General features: G+C 66.0%; 19 protein-coding genes. 10 read left to right on the top strand and 9 right to left on the bottom strand.

Features of this window, described 5'->3' with window-relative positions; genetic code table 11:
* The first annotated feature begins 141 nt into the window (after positions 1 to 141).
* Positions 142 to 822 carry a CPBP family intramembrane glutamic endopeptidase gene (locus ACFYOW_RS19415; RefSeq protein WP_387289661.1) on the top strand — a complete coding sequence of 227 codons (681 nt, stop codon included), beginning with the start codon at positions 142 to 144 and terminating at the stop codon, positions 820 to 822.
* Positions 823 to 847: 25 nt separating this feature from the next.
* Positions 848 to 1132: a hypothetical protein gene (locus ACFYOW_RS19410; protein WP_387289660.1), complete on the top strand. Its 285-nt coding sequence runs from the start codon at positions 848 to 850 to the stop codon at positions 1130 to 1132.
* Positions 1133 to 1475: 343 nt separating this feature from the next.
* Here the strand turns inward: ACFYOW_RS19410 and ACFYOW_RS19405 are convergent, their stop codons facing one another.
* Genes ACFYOW_RS19405 through ACFYOW_RS19395 form a run of 3 tightly spaced genes read right to left on the bottom strand, consistent with a single transcriptional unit; the run spans position 1476 to position 2849 of the window.
* The gene (locus ACFYOW_RS19405) at positions 1476 to 2324 is read right to left on the bottom strand and encodes a class I SAM-dependent methyltransferase (protein WP_387289658.1); all 849 of its coding nucleotides are present in this window, start codon (positions 2322 to 2324) and stop codon (positions 1476 to 1478) included.
* A 1-nt stretch (position 2325) separates the two neighbouring features.
* The gene (locus ACFYOW_RS19400) at positions 2326 to 2670 is read right to left on the bottom strand and encodes a VOC family protein (protein WP_387289656.1); all 345 of its coding nucleotides are present in this window, start codon (positions 2668 to 2670) and stop codon (positions 2326 to 2328) included.
* Positions 2667 to 2849 carry a CopG family transcriptional regulator gene (locus tag ACFYOW_RS19395; protein ID WP_387289654.1) on the bottom strand — a complete coding sequence of 61 codons (183 nt, stop codon included), beginning with the start codon at positions 2847 to 2849 and terminating at the stop codon, positions 2667 to 2669. The genes ACFYOW_RS19400 and ACFYOW_RS19395 overlap by 4 nt, the downstream gene beginning before the upstream one ends.
* Before the next feature lie 160 nt (positions 2850 to 3009).
* On the opposite strand from ACFYOW_RS19395, the gene ACFYOW_RS19390 reads away from it, so the two are divergent.
* The gene (locus ACFYOW_RS19390) at positions 3010 to 3600 is read left to right on the top strand and encodes a hypothetical protein (protein ID WP_387289652.1); all 591 of its coding nucleotides are present in this window, start codon (positions 3010 to 3012) and stop codon (positions 3598 to 3600) included.
* Positions 3601 to 3607: 7 nt separating this feature from the next.
* Here the strand turns inward: ACFYOW_RS19390 and ACFYOW_RS19385 are convergent, their stop codons facing one another.
* Positions 3608 to 4000, bottom strand: coding sequence for a cupredoxin domain-containing protein (locus ACFYOW_RS19385; RefSeq protein ID WP_387289650.1), 393 nt, complete (start codon positions 3998 to 4000; stop codon positions 3608 to 3610).
* Positions 4001 to 4164: 164 nt separating this feature from the next.
* On the opposite strand from ACFYOW_RS19385, the gene ACFYOW_RS19380 reads away from it, so the two are divergent.
* Genes ACFYOW_RS19380 through ACFYOW_RS19370 form a run of 3 tightly spaced genes read left to right on the top strand, consistent with a single transcriptional unit; the run spans position 4165 to position 6046 of the window.
* Positions 4165 to 4353 carry a hypothetical protein gene (locus ACFYOW_RS19380; protein ID WP_387289649.1) on the top strand — a complete coding sequence of 63 codons (189 nt, stop codon included), beginning with the start codon at positions 4165 to 4167 and terminating at the stop codon, positions 4351 to 4353.
* 16 nt (positions 4354 to 4369) lie between these two features.
* The gene (locus tag ACFYOW_RS19375; protein ID WP_387289647.1) at positions 4370 to 5419 is read left to right on the top strand and encodes an ArsR/SmtB family transcription factor; all 1050 of its coding nucleotides are present in this window, start codon (positions 4370 to 4372) and stop codon (positions 5417 to 5419) included.
* 24 nt (positions 5420 to 5443) lie between these two features.
* Entirely contained in the window at positions 5444 to 6046 is a 603-nt protein-coding gene (locus ACFYOW_RS19370) for a vancomycin high temperature exclusion protein (RefSeq protein WP_387289645.1), read from the top strand.
* Positions 6047 to 6775: 729 nt separating this feature from the next.
* Here ACFYOW_RS19370 and ACFYOW_RS19365 read toward each other — a convergent pair.
* Both ACFYOW_RS19365 and ACFYOW_RS19360 read right to left on the bottom strand, forming a co-directional pair.
* Complete coding sequence (locus tag ACFYOW_RS19365; RefSeq protein ID WP_387289643.1) at positions 6776 to 7306, bottom strand: phenolic acid decarboxylase; 531 nt, start codon at positions 7304 to 7306, stop codon at positions 6776 to 6778.
* Positions 7307 to 7409: 103 nt separating this feature from the next.
* Positions 7410 to 8417, bottom strand: a complete 1008-nt coding sequence (locus ACFYOW_RS19360; RefSeq protein ID WP_387289641.1) for a LysR family transcriptional regulator — start codon at positions 8415 to 8417, stop codon at positions 7410 to 7412.
* Positions 8418 to 8420: 3 nt separating this feature from the next.
* Between ACFYOW_RS19360 and ACFYOW_RS19355 the strand changes: the two genes are divergently transcribed.
* The gene (locus tag ACFYOW_RS19355; protein ID WP_387289639.1) at positions 8421 to 9764 is read left to right on the top strand and encodes an MFS transporter; all 1344 of its coding nucleotides are present in this window, start codon (positions 8421 to 8423) and stop codon (positions 9762 to 9764) included.
* A gap of 390 nt (positions 9765 to 10154) precedes the next feature.
* Entirely contained in the window at positions 10155 to 11108 is a 954-nt protein-coding gene (locus tag ACFYOW_RS19350) for a DNA polymerase domain-containing protein (RefSeq protein ID WP_387289637.1), read from the top strand.
* Between the two features lie 4 nt (positions 11109 to 11112).
* Here ACFYOW_RS19350 and ACFYOW_RS19345 read toward each other — a convergent pair whose 3' ends face one another.
* On the bottom strand, positions 11113 to 12135 hold the full coding sequence (locus ACFYOW_RS19345; RefSeq protein ID WP_387289635.1) for a DUF4389 domain-containing protein: 1023 nt from the start codon (positions 12133 to 12135) through the stop codon (positions 11113 to 11115).
* A gap of 281 nt (positions 12136 to 12416) precedes the next feature.
* On the opposite strand from ACFYOW_RS19345, the gene ACFYOW_RS19340 reads away from it, so the two are divergent.
* Both ACFYOW_RS19340 and ACFYOW_RS19335 read left to right on the top strand, forming a co-directional pair.
* The gene (locus ACFYOW_RS19340) at positions 12417 to 13652 is read left to right on the top strand and encodes an acetyl-CoA carboxylase biotin carboxylase subunit family protein (protein ID WP_387289633.1); all 1236 of its coding nucleotides are present in this window, start codon (positions 12417 to 12419) and stop codon (positions 13650 to 13652) included.
* A gap of 16 nt (positions 13653 to 13668) precedes the next feature.
* The gene (locus tag ACFYOW_RS19335; protein WP_387289631.1) at positions 13669 to 14901 is read left to right on the top strand and encodes an MFS transporter; all 1233 of its coding nucleotides are present in this window, start codon (positions 13669 to 13671) and stop codon (positions 14899 to 14901) included.
* Positions 14902 to 14905: 4 nt separating this feature from the next.
* On the opposite strand, the gene ACFYOW_RS19330 is transcribed toward ACFYOW_RS19335, so the two are convergent.
* Both ACFYOW_RS19330 and ACFYOW_RS19325 read right to left on the bottom strand, forming a co-directional pair.
* Entirely contained in the window at positions 14906 to 16945 is a 2040-nt protein-coding gene (locus ACFYOW_RS19330; RefSeq protein ID WP_387289629.1) for a LuxR C-terminal-related transcriptional regulator, read from the bottom strand.
* Between the two features lie 219 nt (positions 16946 to 17164).
* A complete protein-coding gene (locus tag ACFYOW_RS19325) occupies positions 17165 to 18076 on the bottom strand; it encodes a hypothetical protein (RefSeq protein ID WP_387289627.1) in 912 nt (303 codons plus the stop codon).
* Position 18077: the final 1 nt, after the last annotated feature.

The following is an 18077-nucleotide window of genomic DNA, read 5'->3' as shown; positions in this document are numbered from 1 at the left end:
CAGGGTCCGCCGCCTGGGGACCAGCAGGGTCCGCCGCCCGGATGCCCCGCGCCCGGACAGTGATCTTGTAGCCCTATGTCCGCAAGGGCATAGGGCATTTTCATGCGGGCGTGCCCGCGTCAGCACAACTATGGTGTGGGAGTGCGGATTCGACGGTGGCGGCGCGTGTACCTGGGCGCTGAATACGCGGCACTGTTCTTCGGTGGAACGACCGCGTACAACGCGGTTTTACGAGGTAGACCGCCGATTCCCGCACTGCTCGCATTGGCGGTCGGCGTAACCGGTTACCTGCGGCGTTCTTCGGACTTCGACCGCGCGGCGCTCTGGCGCTCGCAGGCGATTCACAAGCAAGCGCGCTCCATGACGGCGCTGGCAGGTTCGAATGCGCTGGCGCTCACCGCGGCGGTCGCGGTGCTGCGGCGGGAAAGCTTGTTCGAGTTGCCGCGCAGAAATCCCTGGCTGTGGCTGGCGGTCATGGTGCTGTATCCCGTGCTCAGTGTGTACCCGCAGGAGCTGATCTTCCGTTCTTTCCTGTTCCACCGGTACGCGCCGGTCTTCGGCGACGGCGTCGGGTTGGTGGCCGCCAGCGCGATCGCATTCGGTTACGTGCACATCATCTTCGGCAGTTGGCTCTCGGTCGTGCTGAGCGGTGTCGGCGGCTGGATTTTCGCCACGCGCTATTTGCGGACGCAATCGCTGTTCACCGCGTCCGTCGAGCATTCGGTCTACGGAATGCTCATCTTCACAGTCGGTTTGGGGCAGTACTTCTATCACGATGCCGCTCCGGCGGCGCGCATTCAGCGTTCAGGCGCGGCGGCGTAGAGCCTCGATAACGGTGCGTGTCGCATTGGACGGGGTGCGCAGGGCGCTTCAGGCGATGGCGAGCTTCCTCGGAATCGTTTCGGCCGCTTCGGAATACACGATGCCGGTAGCTCGGATGCCGACCGGCCTCGCCATGAGTGCGACGCCGAAATCGTTGGCGGTCAACTCCAATGCGAAAATTTGGTCCGCCACCGAGGAGCGCTACTCCGAGGTGCTCGCCTCGATCTTCGCGCTCCTCCGGACTCACCCGGTGCTACGACAGCGGATGGCGCTGGGTTGGCTTGGCATGGCGTGCTTTTCCCTGGTGTGACCTCGATCGTCTTCCTGCGCGCCGGTACGCATTCCAGTCCGTACCACTCGGAGGTCACCATAGGGCTTGTTCAGTCTGGCCGTGGGGTGCGCCGGTGGTACGCCGATTGGCCGATCACGGATTCCGGCGTGAGGTCACCACAGCGGTCTGGTGACGGTGCTTTCGAGCTGGCGCTGTTGGCGTGAGTGGACACAATGTCGTGGCCTTGATTGCCGGGCTGCTGGTCTTCTCGACCTGGGTGTCCAGGGCATCCAGCTGTCGAATCAGAGCGCGATCTATGCCCTCGATCCGGCCGCCCGCAGCAGGCTGAACACCGCAGCGTGCGATGGTTTCCGACGGGCCGCTAGGTGGTCGCGACCAGGAACTGCTCCGCGGTGGGGGGCCGCAGACCGTCTGTCCTGCCGGCGAAGTAGCGCTGGGTCAGGGTGGTTGTCGAAATGTGTTGTGCCGAAGCGAAACCCGCTGCCTCGGCAAGCGCAATCAGTTCATCGGGACTGAACAGGCTGAGGAATGGAACTCCGCTTGCTCGCGCGGCATTCTCGACGGCCTGACGTATCGCGCGTTCCTCGGCGTCCAGCAGGTCCAGTGGCAGTTGGAAAGTCATCGCCAAGGTGGAGCCGGGGGCGAGTGTCGAGATCCGCTGCAGTGTCTGGACATTCGCTTCGCGCGTGAGGTACATGGAGACGCCGGTTGCGGCGACCACCGCGGGACGCGACGGGTCGAAGCCAGCGGAAATGAGCCGGTCCCACCAGGATTCGGCCTCGAAATCTACCGGGACCAGTCGTAGCCACTGCGGAATTCCGTAGCCGAGTTCGACCAACCGCTGCCGCTTCCATGCCTGCGGGCCGGGTTGGTCTACCTCGAATACGGTTAGGTCGGAAGCGATTTCGGGACGGCGCTGCGCGAAGGTGTCGAGTCCGGCACCCAGGATGACGTACTGATCGACGCCGCCTGCCGCCTGCTCGACCACCAGATCCTCGACGAAACGGGCGCGCGCCACGACGCAAGCGCGCGAGAGGCTGGTCGTTTCGGGATTCATATCCCCGCGGGCGCGCCATCCGGCGTCGGGGTCGATCAGCCGCAGCCCGATCTCGTCGTCGAGCACATGTGGCGCCGGATCGATCTCGACGTGCAAGGCGCGCCACAGTGCGACGCGCTCCGCCGTGCTCTCGGGTCCGATGACCTGTTGCATTTCAGTCGACCTTTCCGACCTGCAGACTCCAGACTCGGCCGTCCGGATCACGCACCGTCATTTCCTTTGTCCCGTAATGGGTTTCCTCGAATGGCGTCACCACCTCGACGTCATTGCTCGGCCGGAACGCATCCGGTTCGGTCACCGTCAGCACGAGCTGTGTCTGTGGGGTCCGACTGCGCGGGATCTCGGCGATGAATACATACGGACCATCGCCATTGCGGAACAGTCCGGAGTTGTGGTCGGTGGTGAATTCGGGTTCGAAACCGAGCGCCTGAAAGAACCGCGCCGCCTTGCCCCAGTTGTGCGTCTCGACGAAAACGCCTTCGATGCCCTGCGTCGTCATATCGTCTCTCCTTCTTGCGCTCGCCGTTGCTGATCGTGGGTGTCGTCGAGGTATCCGCGCAGTGCATCCGCGACCAGTGCCGACAGCGACATGCCGGACTCGATCGCCCGGAACTTGACCTGCTTGATCAACCCCACCGGCAAATACACGTTGAACTGCTTCACATCCTCGTCGCCCACATCCCGATGCTAGCATCCTAGTAAGCTAGGAACAAGATCATCATGTGCTGGTGGCGGCAAACGTCAAGAGGCGTGCGCAGTCGATGCATGGTGATCTTGATCAGATGCCGGAATGTGGGGGCATTCGGCGGGCTGCGGGGCGGCGCGATAACTTGAGCGGGTGATCAAGAGTTCGGTATCCACGACGGCGGGGGCATGGCGGGCAGGTGACGGCGTCCCGGTGACGTTGCGGGAGGCGACGGTGGCATGGGCCTTTGCGGCACATGCGGAGCTGTCCCAGATCGCCACGGGGTACGGGAACTTCATCACTGTCGATGAGTTGGCCGAGCGGGTGCAGGAGGCGTCCGGGGTGCAGACGGGTGCGCCGACGCGGACATGGATGGAGGCGATCCTGCGCAAGGTCGCGCGTCGTTGTCACAACGCGGGCGAACCGCCGCTGACCTCGCTGTGCGTGCAGGCGAACCACACCGTCGGCGACACCTACAAGTACGTGCTGGAACTCGCCGGACTGCCGATTCCGAAGGACCTCGAGTTGCACGCCTCCTACGCCCGCTGGCAGTGCTACGAGCACCACGGCGCCGCGATGCCCGCCGAGCTGACCGCCCCGCCGCTGACTCCCAAGGTGGCGGGGCGCCGCTCCGCGAACACCACCACCACGCAGGAGGCCAAGCCTGAGCCTGCCCGCGCGGCGGTGTGCGACCAGTGCTTCATCCAGCTGCCTGCCAGCGGTACCTGCGAGTACTGCGTATAGGGAGGCGTCAGGGCGCAACGGACTTCCGGACGCTCAGTGCGCCATCCATATTCGCGTGATATCGGCAGTAGAAGGGGTGCGAGCCGACTTCGTCGGGTGCGGTGAACGTGATGGTCTGGCCCGGGCCGATCTCGTGATCGAAGAGGCCGGGGCGTTTGCTGGTGATGCTGTGCTTGACCGAATCGAGGTTGACCACCGTGAGCACCGCGCCCGGCGTGATCGGGGGCGTGCCGGTGTAGTTCTGATGGTCGATGGTGATGGTGACGGCGGGTATCGGGGCCGGGCCCGATGACGTGGGCGGGGCGATTTCCTCCGACGAGCCGCACCCTGCCGCCCACACGAACGTGAGCAGACCGATCGCGAGCCTGAGCCGCCACGGCGAGTTTCGAGTGCTGTTCACCTAGACCGGCTGCCCACAATTCGAGCCGCCATGCCCAAAGGCTATAACAAGTTGGCGAGGTCGCTGGGGTGTGCGCGACGGTGTTTAGGCCACAGCCGAAACATGGTGGGGGTGCCGCACGCTGATTCCTAGGCTGCTGAACAGTGCGGATTCAGGAGTCGGCGATGGTGGACGAAGTGGTGGCGCGGCCCGTATGGCCGGCGCTTGGACGGCTGAGCGTTGGCGCGGTGGTGGCCGGGCGGTGGAAACGGTGGTGGCCGAACGGGCTGCGCTGGACGGCGACATCGGCGGCCACCGATCAACTGCTGCGCGTGGATCCGGTCCTCGCCGTGATGGTGCGAGGTCCGCGGTGATCGCGGGTACCGTGAGGTGCCTGAGCACGACGACGCGGGGCAGCGTATGAAGCGGATCTATTGCACACCAGACGATCTGACGCGGATCCGGATCGGGGCACCACTCGGTGCGATGGGCGAAACGGTGCTGGCCACCCGGGTGGTGCAGCGCACCGACGCGCCGCTGTACGACGGCTGGCGCGGGCAGGTGCGGCGCGCGATGCCGGACAACTTCGGCGTGCTCGCGGACATCTTCCCGGGCGTGGACCACTTCGTCGACCTGATCACACCGACTCGTGGTGCGCGGTCGATGTCGGCCGGAATCGAGGCATTGCATCTGGCCTCCCGTGACGAACTCCGCCGCGAGGTAGAGCATGCCGCTCGCCGGCGCGCGCTCACCGACCACCCGCTCCCCGCGTGGACGCAGGACCTGTACGACCGCGACAGCGCCGCTCGTCGCGATGTCGCGGGCGCCGTCGAGGCGTTCCATGCGGTGGCATTCGCCGGTCGGTGGGCGCATATGCAGTCGTATCTGGAGGTGGCGGCCGAGCGGATGGCCCGCACCATTGCCACCGAGGGTGTCGAACGGCTCTTCGCCGGGCTGGCGCCCTTCGCGCGGTGGCGGGCGCCCGCGCTCGAGGTGCTGACTCCGATCGAATGCCACGACGAACAGCTCGACGGACGCGGCCTGATCATCATTCCTTCGCTGTTCATCTGGCCCGGACCGAAGCTGCTGAAGTCCACGATCGATAAGGACGCGCCGATGACGCTGGTGGTCCCGGTGCTGCGCGATATCGCCGATTTCGCCACGGCATGGGGTCCGCGTGCGATCAATGAGGCGTTGACCGCACTGCTCGGCCGGACGCGCGCTGCCGCACTGCAGGAGATCGCCGAGGGCTGCACGACCACCGAACTCGCACGCCGACTTGGTGTTTCACCCGCGACGGCCAGTGAACACGCGTCGATACTGCGTGCGGCAGGGCTCGTCGAGAGCTGGCGGTATCGCAATTCGATGCGGCATCAGGCGACGACATTGGGTATCGCATTGCTCGACGGTGACCTCGACAGTGGTGTGCGCATCGCTTAGTCCCGCGCCAGTATCGTCGGGCGGGTGCAGCTCATAACTGACCGGAAGACCGTGCTCCGGGTGGGTGCCGGTCTGGTCGCCGGATCGGCGCTGGTCGTCGCGGGTGCCAATATCCGATTGTGGCTGGTATCGGCCGGATATCGGTCCGGACCCGCGGCCGCGCCGACGGTTCCGGTGGTGATCGTGCCGGGCGCGAAGGTCGGGCCCGATGGTGCGCCGATGGCCTATATGCGCGGACGACTCGATGTCGCGATCGAACTGCTGCGGGCCGGAAAGGTGCATGAGATTCTCGTATCCGGTGATGCGGCGGGCACATCCGGCGACGAAATCGCTTCGATGACAAAGTATCTCGCGGACCACGGCATCGATCCGGCGGTGGTGCGCTGCGATGGCGAAGGCTTGTCGACCCGGGCGACGTGCGCTCGCGCCAAGAATTTGTTCGGCATCGACCGTGCCATCATCGTCACGCAATACCAGCATCTGCCACGGGCGGTCGCATTGTGCCGCGGCGCGGGCATCGATGGCCACGGCGTCGTCGCATATTGTGAGTGCAGGCGAAAAACCCTTGTGCGCAACACTATTCGTGAATGGCTGGCGGCGCCCAAGGCGGTCGCCGCACTGATCTGACGCTGATCCGAGCCCTACCGGGGGGCAGGAAGACCGGGATCCATCGGATCGACCGGACCACCGGGATTCGGGATCGGTGGCGGTCGCATCGGATCCGACTGTGGCCGAGGATCGGGGATCGGCGGCTCCGGTGTCGGGCCGGGCTGCGGCGGCATCGGATCCGGCGAGGGCCCGGGTACCGGCTCGGGACCGGGCTCCGGTGGTCTCGGATCCGGCGAGGGCCCGGGTACCGGCTCGGGACCTGGCTCCGGCGGTCTCGGATCCGGCGAGGGGCCGGGCACCGGCGCAGGGCCGGGTACCGGCTCGGGACCAGGCCTCGGCGGAATCGGCTGCGGCGCCGGACCAGGAAGCGGCTCCGGCTCCGGATGCGGTTCGGGCCCCGGCTCCGGTTCGGGCATGGGTTTCGGCGGCACCGGATCCGGGATCGGTGTCGGTGGTACCGGGTCCGGAATCGGCGTCGGCGGGATAGGACTCGGATTCGGTGGCACGGGACGAGTCATGCGCATACCTCCTCGGCACAGCGGTACCCATCCGAATGCGGGTGAATCAGCCGACGGATCCCAGGCGAGGTGACCAATCCGCGCATCGAAGTGTTCCCTTCCCCCGGCCGGGATCGGTCGAGCGGTTTCCCCAGCTGCGATTCGCGGCGCCGGTCGAGGAGATCCGCAATCTGCCGGTACTCACCCAGAACGACCTGGCTGCATTCCCGGTGTACCTCGCCTGCCGCGCTCAATTGGTTCGGGCGGCGTAACCGAGCGGCAGCTTGTGTGGCGGACAGTTGATCACCGTGTCGTCATCGAGATCCCGGGTTTCCAGGAATGTGATGCGCCCGGACGAGGCGACCAGGGTGAGCGGGTAGGTCGGTCCCTTCTCGCGGGCGGCGATGATCGCGTCGAGATTGTCCTCGCATCGGGTAAGGGTGCTTTCGGGATAGTCGAGCATCCATTGCGGGTAGGAGATCGTGGTGTGCACCCGACGATCGCCGAGCCAGATGATGAGCACCGTGGTGGTTCCGGTCGGCTCCACCCAGGCGATCTTGTACAGATCGTCATTGAGCTGGACCAGCTTCGCCGCCTGATTCTTGGACCAGCGCCCGAACATCGGCCCCATCAGACATCGCGATTCGATCGTCTGCGGACCCCGCACGTACAACTCGAATTTCCAGCCGTTCTCATAGGCGTAGATGAGATGTTTGCCGACAATTCCGGAGAGATCGCCGGTTAGTGCCGAGACCGTGATCGCTGACTGCTGCGCGCTCATCGGTAACTCCTCTCGGTCGACCAACGCGGTCGGTACCTGCGTCTTTGTCGTCAGCCTAATCACTGGCGCGAGCATTGCGAACGGTTTGCCGGGAACGGCGCAGTCATGTCCGAGCGGCCGCGTAGAGGACCTCGCGCATCCCGGGCAGTGATTCCTGATCCGCGCGCCACACCAGCCGCAGACTCAGATCGGGCACCGGGAAGTCCAAGCGGACGAGTGTGCCGTGCGCGAGGCCATCGGCGACCGCGAACTCGGGCAGCAGGGATATGCCGAGTCCGTGCTCGGCCCAGGCCCGCATGACCGGAACCGCACCGGCCTTCACTCGCCGCGGACCCGAGCCGAGCACCTTTTCACCGGCCATCCAGAACGAGCATTCGGGCACATTGACCAGCAGCCGTTCATCGATGAGGTCGGCGGGCGTCAGACCGGACCGCGCCGTCAGCGGGTGCGTCGGCGCGGCGACCAAGGCCAGCGGCACCGGATCCAGGTCGAGGAACGCCAGCGGTTCGGCAGGGGCCGGGAAACCCAGATCACCAACGGCGCCACCGGAATCCAGCAGCAGTGCCGCGTCGAGATCGCCGGCGACCACATCGGCGAGCAGGCCGTCGCGGGCGCGATCCGAGCGCACCTCGACCTCGATATCGGGTCGCCGCTCGGCCAGTCGCGCCAGTACCTGCGGCACATACGCGCCCGCGAGGGTTTCCAGCGCCCCGAGTCGCAGGACCGGTCGTTCTTCCCGCACGTCGCGCATCGCCTGCTCTGCCTGTTCGAGCAGCCGCCGCGCCCAGCCGGTGAGCCGCTGACCCGCCGGTGTAAGCCGCATGCCCTTGGGGTCGCGCACGAAAAGTGCCACCCCGAGCGCGGTTTCGAGGGTGCGGATCTGCTGGGACACCGACGACGGCGCGAGTTCGAGCGCGACCGCGGCATCGGTGACCGTGCGGTGGCGCACCACGGCCTCGAAGGTCCGCAGCTGACGTAACTCCATGGCTTGGCCAACAGCGATGCAGCATTCGGATATTCCGAATGCGGTATGCGCCGCGGCCGGTGGAGCCGTCGTGCCCGTCCGGCGAGAGTCGATCGGGTCATCGAACGAGCCGAGGAGTTGTCGCATCGGATGAGCATTCTGCAATCGCGGGCGAGTACGTCCGCCACGTCGAACAGGGCACTGCTGGGGATATCCCTCGGGTACTTCATGGTGCTGTTGGATATCACGGTGCTTTCGGTCGCCGAGCCGGATCTGGCGGCGTCCCTGCACACCTCGGTCGCCGGACTGCAATGGACGACCACCGGCTATACCGTCGCCTTCGCCGCGCTGCTGCTCTCCGCGGGCGCGGTCGCCGATCGCCATGGTGCGCATCGGGTATTCCGTTTCGGCACAGCGGCTTTCGGTGTGGTCTCGCTGCTGAGCGCCTTCGCACCGAACCTCTGGGTGCTCGTCGCACTGCGGGTACTGTTGGGCGTCGCGGCGGCGGCGTGCGTGCCCGCATCGATGGCGATGATCACCCAGCTCTATCCGGATCCGGGCCGACGCGCCCGTGCGATTTCGACGTGGGCGGCGATCAGCGGCGCGGCGGTCGCGGCGGGGCCGATCGTGGGTGGCGCACTGGTGGGCCTGGCCGGGTGGCGGTCGATATTCGTCGTCAATGTTCCCATTGCGGTGGTCGTATTGGTGCTGAGCATGGGATCCGCGGTGACGTGCGCGCGCGGTGATCGCCGCATCGACTGGCCGGCGCAGTTGACCGCGGCCGTTGCGCTGGCGCTGTGCACCGATGCGCTGATCGCGGCGGGTGCGCAGTCGTTGGGGCACACGGCGTGGTCGCTGAGCGGCGCGGTGCTGGCGGCGATCATCTTCGTCTATCTCGAACGACGCAGTGCCACACCGGTATTGAATCGGGAACTGTTGCGCGCGGGCCGAGTGCGGGCGGGGCTGCTGGTGGGTGCGGCGGTGAATTTCGCGCTCACCGGGGCACTGTTCGTCCTGCCGTTGCTGCTGCAGCGACATCTGAATCCACTGCAGACCGGGCTCGCCTTCCTGCCGCTCACCGTGCCGTTCGCCGTCATCCCGCCGCTCGCAGGCAAACTCGTGGCCCGCGTCGGACCGCGCCGACCGATCCTGACCGGACTCGGCCTGCTCGCGACGGGTGGTGTGGTGTTGGCGGTTGCGGTGTTCGTGGACCTCGGCTATCCGGTGCTGGCGGTCGGCCTGCTGTTGTCGGGATTCGGTGTCGCCTTTGCCCTTCCGGCGTTGGTCACCGCCATCGTCAACGTGGCACCTCCGGGGACTGCGGGCTCGGTCGGCGGTCTGCTCAACGCCGTCCGACAAGTCGGCGCGACCCTCGGTGTCGCGATCATGGGCGCACTCGTCACCCCTGGCATCGGCTGGTCCTTGCTGATCTCCGCGGCAGTCTGTGCACTCGCCTGCATCGTCTTCGGCTACCACCGCGCCGCCGAATCCTGACGTCGGCGAAGCGGAGTGCGGCCACGAAATACGGTGTCGAATGGAGGCTGGGATCTGAACGTGTTCAAGGAGGACCCGCGTTTTGGTCTCGCGGGAATGGCAGCCGGGAGACGACCACCTTCGGCTATCCCTATGTCGTCAAACGGTGGCATCGCGGCTGATCTCCTACTGACGCAGTCGAACTCGCGTGCGGCAAGAAGGCCGATCTGGCTACCACACCGAAGTTGCTGGACTATGGCAACGGCCGGCGGTTGAGTCTGGTGCGGGCACGGCGGCAGCACCGATATCGACGAGAAGCCCCGCACCAGCGCACTCGAATTCACCTACTTCATGCGCAAGCTCATGTAGGGATGGTTGACCATGTGTGGTTCGGCGGTGCATGGTTGGCCGATGACCGGCGAAGAGGTCCGTGCGGGTGTAAAGCTGACCAATCTCGACGCACCACTGTTCGACGGTGCCGACGCGACGAAGCGCGATCTGATCGACTATCTCGAATTCGTCGGTGATCGGCTGGTCGGGCAACTGCGCGATCGTCCGCTCTCGGTGGTGCGCATCCGGCCTGGCCAGGAACCGTTCATGCAGAAGAACCTGCCGAAGTACACCCCGGACTGGGTGCGTCGGGTGACAGTATGGGCCGAGACTTCCAAACGCGAAGTGACCTACGCCCTCTGCGATGACGTGCCCACATTGCTGTGGTTCGGCAATCAGCGCGCGGTCGAATATCACCCGACCCTGCTGCTGGCCGATCACAGCGCGGGCCCGACCCACCTGATCCTGGATCTCGATCCACCCGAGGGCGGCCCCTTCCGGCAGGTCGTGCTTGCCGCCGAACTGATCAGGCAGGCGCTCGCCGACGACGGACTCGCGGGAGCGGTGAAAACCAGCGGCGCAAAAGGTGTGCACGTCTTCGTGCCGATCCAGGCGCGCATCCCGATCGAGGATGTCGCCGCCGCCACCCGGGCGATCGCGGCCAGGGCCGAACGCATCGATCCGGATCTGGCCACCACCGCATTCATCCGCGAGGACCGCGCGGGCAAGGTCTTCCTGGATTCGACGCGTGCGGGCGGGGCGACCGTCGTCGCGGCCTACAGCCCACGCGTGCGTCCGGATGTGCCGGTGTCCTTCCCGATCGAATGGGCTCAGCTCGCAGATATCAGTCCGGGCGACTTCACTGTGCGCACCGCACCGAAGCAACTGGGCGATCGGGATCCGTGGGCGCAGGAAATGCCCGCACCACAAGCCTTGCCTCCCGATCTGATCGAGGAGGGCCACACTATCCCGGTGGCTCGGGTCCAAGCGATGCACGAGGGCAAGCGCCGGGCCCGGGCCCGCAGGCAGAGTTAGCTTTTCAGTGCTCGATGATGGTGCGGAAATGCGCCGCCCCGTCGGTGATCGCGTCGACAGTGACCAGAACCTGGAATTCGACGCCGTCATCGGTGACCGTGCAGACCTCCGTCACGCCGATATCGGCGTCGAGGGAGTTGGGGCAATGTACGTCCTGCGGGGTGTGCCCGGTCTGGTCGGTGAAATCGTTGGCGACCCGCCGGGCGAGCTGTGAACTGGAGATCGCGTCCATGTCGTCGTCGTCATTGCCCCAGCCGACGGAGGTTTGGGCGAAGCTGCCGAGAATGCCGACGATGAGCATGACGATCAGCAGCGTCCGGCCGCCGCTGGAGAGCACCAGCGGGCGGGTCGGCGACTGAGCGGGTTCGGGACCCCCCACCTCAGCACCACCCGTCATCGAATTGCCTGTGTATGTCGGACCGGATGGGGCCGCCTGCTTATCGCCGAAAACACCCTTCAGGTACGTCGAGGTCAGCAGGTACGCGTAGACGGACACCCGCATTTCGATGCGCAGCACCGCCGAAGTGGCCTCGAAGATCGCTCCCGGCATCCGTCCGGTGATCAGGACGATCAGCCACAGAATGAACGAAATGATCCCCCATCCGGTGGTGAACCAGCTCGACAGCACCAGGATCGGGAAGGCCAAGATGAGCCGGAACAGCACGGCGAGCCGGTTCAACGGCGTGGGCGCGGGGAACAGCAGGCGGATCGGATAGGCTGGCGCGGTCCAGGCGAACGGCGGGTAGTCGTCGACCAGCAACATGGCGTAGCCGTGCACGCGCACGGTGTATCCGTAATATCCGCGCAGGAACTCACCGCACCAGTCGGGCAATCGGCCGAGCACCAGCGCACCGAACCAGCCGCAGACGATCACCACGAAAGCGGCGATGCTCAGGAACCAGAGCACGATCAGCTGGGGTATGGCCAACAGCAGTCGCAGCAGAACGGTCCAGCGGCGGTGTTGCTCCGGCGGAAAGACATCCAGTTCGACCAATGGTTCGCTACTGGTCGGTGATCCTTCTCTCATTACCACGGCGACCCACTCACTTCCTTCGTCCAGCGGAATTGTCCAGAACTCGGATGAGTGAGATCGAATGTAGCCCGTGGATTGCCAATAGATCGGTAACCGCGCCGACCGGGCCGGACCGCGGTGCGACGAGCTCTCTGTTAAGGGATCTTAAATAACCGTATCCGGACAGGCGCCGCCGATGGGCACGGCGCACAATTCCGTTGTCGGAGAGAACAATCCACTCCCGACAGTTCGGGTCCTCAGTGGATCTGGTGAGACAGTTGTCAGCGGAGGAACCAGTGCCCCCACATGTGACCGTGATTCATAGAGTGCGCGGTGTCGACGTCCCCTACCTGGAGCGTATCGACCACAATGCCAATGCCGTCACCTACGTTTGCGCGAAGGATCTGATCGACGGAATTCCGCGGCATGCGGCTGCCGCCGTCGAATTACTCGAAGATATGGCGAACGCGCCAGATGCTGTGCACGCGCTCGCGGCTCGATTCGGAACGCCGGACCGCATTGTCGCGCTGCACGAATTCGATTTGCTGACTGCGGCCGAGTTGCGCAGGGAATTCGATATCGCGGGTGACAGTCCGGACTATGTGCTTCCGTTTCGCGACAAACTGGTGATGGGTGCGACGGTTGCCACCGCGGGCGTGCCGACTCCCGCCTTCACCCACGTCGGCGATGTCGAATCGATCATGGACTTCGCCGCAGCACACGGCTTTCCGCTCATCGTCAAACCCCGTCTCGGTGCCGGGAGCAAGGACGTCATCCGGCTGAATTCCATCGATGATTGCCCGGCATTGCCCGACCTGAGCGCGGAACCTTTTCTCGTACAACGTTTCTGCCCGGACGAGGTCGGCGCCATCGACGGCGTGTGGACCGGTAGTGAGCTCGGTCCGTGGCGGGCTTCGCAGTATCTCGGCAACTGTCTCGAATTCGCGAATGGAGGCACAACCCTCGGTTACGTCGAGCTCGACGATCCGGAATTGCTAGAGCCGCTGGCGAGCTTCGCCGAGGCGGTGCTCACCGCGCTCAGCGCCGACGTGCCGACGGTCTTCCACCTCGAATTCTTCCTCGGTCGCCACGGTGCGGCGCCGCGCATCCAGTTCCTCGAAGTGGCCGCGCGGGCCACAGGTGGCGAAACCACGCATATGTGGCGGGAGGTGCACGGCTACGACCTGCTCGGTGCGGCGGTCGATATCCAACTGGGACGGATTCCCGCCACCGATCCGCTCAGTGATGCATCGGTAGCCGGTGAATTGCTGATCCACCCGCCGGTGACCCCACCGTGCACCGTGGTGGACGTCGAGCTTCACGTACCGCAACAGCATGCGCCGTACCATGTCTCGGTCCCACAGCCGGGGACGACTATCACCCAGACCTTCGGCTACGCCGATATCGGTGCCGCCTTCCGTTTCCGGGGCAACTCCACGATGGAGGTCATCGACTCACTGCGACGCACCGCGGCTGGATTCCGGATGGATTGCGTGGCATACGATCCGGCCGCCGACCCGGCCATCGCCTGAGTCGCGGGAACGGATCGTGTCACGGTTCTCCGCTGCCCTGCCGCCGGTCGGCCCGCAGCGTGTGCTGACGCTGATCACTGCGGCTTCCGCCGTCTTCAGCGGAATCTATCTGTCCACCGTCGTCCTCTACTTCACGCGGATCGTGCATATCTCGCCGATGCAGGTCGGCATCGGCCTCAGCGCCGCCGGGGCCGTATCCATCGCCGTCTCGATACTGGCGGGAAGGCTGTCGGATCGACGCGGCCCGCTGGGTGTGCTGCGGGTCAGTCTGGTCCTGGCGGCCTGCGGCACCCTCGGCTTTCTCACGGTCGGCGAATTCGCGTGGTATCTGGTCGTCATTCCGGCCACAGCGGCCGCGCAGACCTGTGTGCAGCTGATGATCTCGACGGTCATCACTCGTGTCGTCACCGAACGGGCCAATGAATTCCGCGCTTACATCCGTTCGATTCTGAATGTGGGCATCGCCATCGGCATCGGTCTATCCGCGGTTGCCGTGCAATGGGATTCGGCGAATTTCTATCACGCGGCCATCGTCATCGGCGCTGGTTGTGCTGCCGGGGCCGCCCTCATGGTCGAGCGGCTGCCGGCGTTGGGGCCGGTGGCGGTGGAGTCCGGTGTGCCAGGACAGCGCTGGGCGGTGCTGCGTGATCGGCCGTATCTGGCGCTCACCGTATTGGATGGGGTGCTGTCGTTGCAGTACCGGATTCAGTCGGTCGCGATTCCGCTGTGGATCATCGGTGCGACGACGGCGCCGCGGTGGTCGATCGCCGCGATCGACATGCTCAATATCTTCATCGTGGTGTTCTTCCAGGTCCGCGCGAGCCGCAGCATCGATACCGCCCGCGCGGGCGGTGCCGCGCTGCGGCGCGCCGGGTGGGCATTCCTGCTGGCCTGCATTGCGCTGGCAGCGGCCGAAGGCCAGTCCGGCTGGCTCGCGGTGCTTACCCTCGCAATCGGCGCGGCGGTCTTGAGCGTCGGTGAATTGTGGCAGACGGCAGGCGGTTTCGAGGTCTCGAATGCCTTGGCGCCGCCGGAGGCCATCGGTGAGTATCTGGGCGTATTCGGCACCGGACTCCGATTGGCCGATGCGCTCGGTCCGGCCTTGTTGACCTGGTTGTGCATCGGGATCGGTGTCGCGGGCTGGTATGTCGCGGGACTGATCCTGCTGGCCGCCGGTCTGCTCGCACCGGTGATCGTCACGAAGGCGGAGTCGAGGCGGGACCGGCATGCGCTCGTGGCGGCATCGTAGGCCGCTACCCGGTAGCCGAGACCGCGGTATCAGCCGGACCGATGGGTAGGACGAAGTACAGCTCGCTGCGCCGGGCTACCCCGAGTTTGCGATAGACGCGGGTGAGATGTTGTTCGACGGTGCTGGTGGTGATGGCGAGTTTGTCGGCGATCTCGCGATTGGCCTTGCCGCGGGCCGCCAAATCCGCCACCCGGCGTTCGGCGGGGCTCAGCGTCGCGAGCCCGCCCGGAATCCTGCGCAGTGCGGGCATGGGTTGGGTCGGCTGCATAGCGGATTGGGGTTTGCCGTCGAGTAGATCGCGCAGCAGCACCCCGGCGCCGCAGGTTTCGGCGATACGCGCCGCATCGCGGATCAGTGTGCGAGATCGCTCGTGATCGCCGACGCTGCGGTGTGCCTTGCCGAGTTCGCCGAGGGCCGTGGCCAATTCGACATCATCACCGCCGGTGCGGGCGATCGCGGCCGACTCACGCAGCAGCCGGAAGGCTTGATAGCGATCGCTGGTGGTGGCGAGCAACCGGAGTGCGACGCCGCCGGAACGATGCCGGTCGGCGGTGCCGAGCAGCTCGAGATGTCTGGTCGCGAATTCCTGTGCCTGCCGGTGCTCGCCGAGTGCGAGGTGGGCGGCGGCAATGTCATTGCGCCACGGCACCAGCCAGGGGAAGTCCATATTCCACCGGTCCATGAGATAGCCGCAGCGGCGGAAACTGCGCAATGCCTCGTCGGCGCGGCCCACCGCGAGGTGATGGTGGCCCTGCGCCTGCAGATACGGCAGGCCGAAGCGCGATTCGAAAATCGTTCGGGGCACCGGCCTTTCGAGTTGGGCCGTGGCCTCGCCATGCCGACCGGCGATGGTCAACGCGTGCACCATCGTGGCGATCGGCGTGCCGACCCAGAGGCCGAGGTGTTCGGCGGGTACGTAATTCAGTGCCAGCGCCGCATCGCTGATCGCATCGCGAATGTTGCCCTTGCGCAGCATGGTTTCCGCGCGCAGCCCGGCGAAGATCGACTGCCAGGTCGGGGCGCGGCGGGCATCGGCCTCGGCCAGTAGCGATTCGCACCAGGCCGCCGCAGTATCGAGCCGGTTGCTGTAGATGAGGCAATGCACAGCCGCGACCAGGGTTTCGATCGTGGTCGAGGTGAGGCGATGGCTGGTGAGCAAGCGCTGCGCGAGCGTGGCGATCTCGTCGAGCGGATGGGTGAACAGGCCGGCGAGCAGATCTGCGCCGTGCCGATGCGGTGAATGCTGGTCGGTGCGCACCTTGGGCGGCCGGGCCGGGGCCGCGAAGAGTCGCGGATGACGTTGGACGTGCGGGGGATAGGAGTACCGCAGCCAGGCGCGCAGGAAGTCGATCTCCGGCGTCGCCTCGTCCGGTTCGCCGCGGTTCAATTGGCCGAGTGCGTGATCGGCCTGCTGCACCTGCCCGTGCCACAGCAGATACATGATGGCGGCGGGCAATTCGGGGTACGGCACCCGGCCCGCGCGCAGCGCCGCCTTCAACCGCGTGAACTGGCGCGAGCGGGTCGATGGGTTGATCCGCCATTCCAGGCAGACGAGCCGGATCGCGATGGTGGCCCGCTCGCCCGCGTTCCGGGTGGCGCGATAGGCCAACTCCAGCCGATCGACCGCCGGTTCGATCTGGTCATTGGTTATCGCATCCTCGGCGGCGGTGCGCAGGACATCCACGGCCCACGGGTAGCCGGCGGCACCGGCGTCGACCAGGTGGTCGGCGACGGTGCTCGCCGGAAAACCCCGATGGTGCAGCAGTTCCGCGGCCCGGCCGTGCAACTTCTGCCGGACTTGGTCGGGGGTGTTGCGCAGGATCCGCTCACCGACCTCCGGATGTTCGAAACGCGCGGTTTCGGCGAGTTGTCGGACGACGCCCCGCACCGCGGCCTCGTCCACCTCCAGCAGTTCGGCGACCAGGCCGACCGTGCTCGCGGTGCCGAGCACGGCCATGGCCTGACCGACCCGGGATTTGGCGAAGTCGGCCCACTGGTCGCGATGTGCTGGGTTGTCGCTGTGTGGCGGGACAGGCTGACACATACTCGGAGCCCTTCGTCGAGGTGGTGAGCCCGACTGAGGGAGAGCACCATCGAAAACGAGCAGCTCGGGTGCACTGAGGATGCGGCATCGTCGCAGCGGGAAGGACGCGTCCACGCGCCCGATGATCCAGCCGGTGAACACAGGTTAATTCGCCCGGCCGATCCTGTCACGACAACTGATGACACCTACGTAATATGAGGTGTTTCAATGCCTTTCGTGTCATTGACTCCCGGCGTGCGCGAATGCGTGCTGGTGGTAGGCCAGACAGGCGGCCGAGGTGTCGTCGGCGGCCAGGAAAAGCACCGTGCGTGCCGCGTCGAGAGCACCGCTGTCGCGCGCGCTCACGTACGCGTGCACCGGGGCCGCGGAGTACGGATTGTCCACCGAGGGATCGACGCCGACGACCGATTCCGGTGTGACTCCGAGCGCCGCCGCCAAGCGGGCACGGAAGGCGAGGGTCCAGGTGGGTGCGAGCAGCACCGCGCGGCCCTCGGCGAAATCGGCGACGTCGAGTCCTTCGGCGGTCAGGCAGTCGCGCGCGGCCACCGCGGCCAATTCGACCAGATCCTCGGCACCGGCGCGGATGCTCATGGTCGAGCGGCCGTTCGCGCCGGCCTCGCCCATCGCGACCCATGCGGTCGGATCGGCGGGCCCGGCGGTATCGGTGGCGTGCAGCCCACCGAATCCGCCTGCGGTGCCGGATGTTCCGAGCAGGATCGCCGCCGCGCTGGTGCTGTAGGGGAAGCCGTCGACATGACGCTCGGTCGACGGATGCGTATCACCGGCGACCAGCAGCGCATACGACACATCGCCGCTGACCAGGAAGCATTCGGCGGTCGCGATCGCGTGTAGCAGTCCGGTCCCGCCGTTCATCAGGTCGAAGGAGAAGGCGGGCACCCGGCCGGGGGCGTATTCGAGGCCGATGCCGACGCGCTTCTGGATCAGCGCCGATACCGCGGGTTCGGAGATGTTCTGATCGCGGAAAACCCCGGCATTGATCAGCATTCCGACCTGCTCCGGGGCAATGCCCGCCTGCTCGAGGCAGGAGGTGGCCGCGCGCGTCGCCAGTTCGAAATAACTGCCGGTATCGAGATCGGCATTGATGGCGGCCGCGAGGATGGTGGTCGGCATG

The organism is Nocardia sp. NPDC006982, from assembly GCF_042869435.1.
Lineage (GTDB): Bacteria > Actinomycetota > Actinomycetes > Mycobacteriales > Mycobacteriaceae > Nocardia.
This window is presented reverse-complemented; position numbering and strand designations above follow the sequence as displayed.

Coding starts and splice junctions, on each gene's coding strand:
- ACFYOW_RS19405 (WP_387289658.1), bottom strand. CDS start 2,324: ATGCAACAGGTCATCGGACCCGAGAGCACGGCGGAGCGCGTCGCACTG.
- ACFYOW_RS19400 (WP_387289656.1), bottom strand. CDS start 2,670: ATGACGACGCAGGGCATCGAAGGCGTTTTCGTCGAGACGCACAACTGG.
- ACFYOW_RS19380 (WP_387289649.1), top strand. CDS start 4,165: ATGGTGGACGAAGTGGTGGCGCGGCCCGTATGGCCGGCGCTTGGACGG.
- ACFYOW_RS19365 (WP_387289643.1), bottom strand. CDS start 7,306: ATGAGCGCGCAGCAGTCAGCGATCACGGTCTCGGCACTAACCGGCGAT.
- ACFYOW_RS19360 (WP_387289641.1), bottom strand. CDS start 8,417: ATGCGACAACTCCTCGGCTCGTTCGATGACCCGATCGACTCTCGCCGG.
- ACFYOW_RS19355 (WP_387289639.1), top strand. CDS start 8,421: ATGAGCATTCTGCAATCGCGGGCGAGTACGTCCGCCACGTCGAACAGG.
- ACFYOW_RS19350 (WP_387289637.1), top strand. CDS start 10,155: ATGACCGGCGAAGAGGTCCGTGCGGGTGTAAAGCTGACCAATCTCGAC.
- ACFYOW_RS19345 (WP_387289635.1), bottom strand. CDS start 12,135: ATGAGAGAAGGATCACCGACCAGTAGCGAACCATTGGTCGAACTGGAT.
- ACFYOW_RS19330 (WP_387289629.1), bottom strand. CDS start 16,945: ATGTGTCAGCCTGTCCCGCCACACAGCGACAACCCAGCACATCGCGAC.
- ACFYOW_RS19325 (WP_387289627.1), bottom strand. CDS start 18,076: ATGCCGACCACCATCCTCGCGGCCGCCATCAATGCCGATCTCGATACC.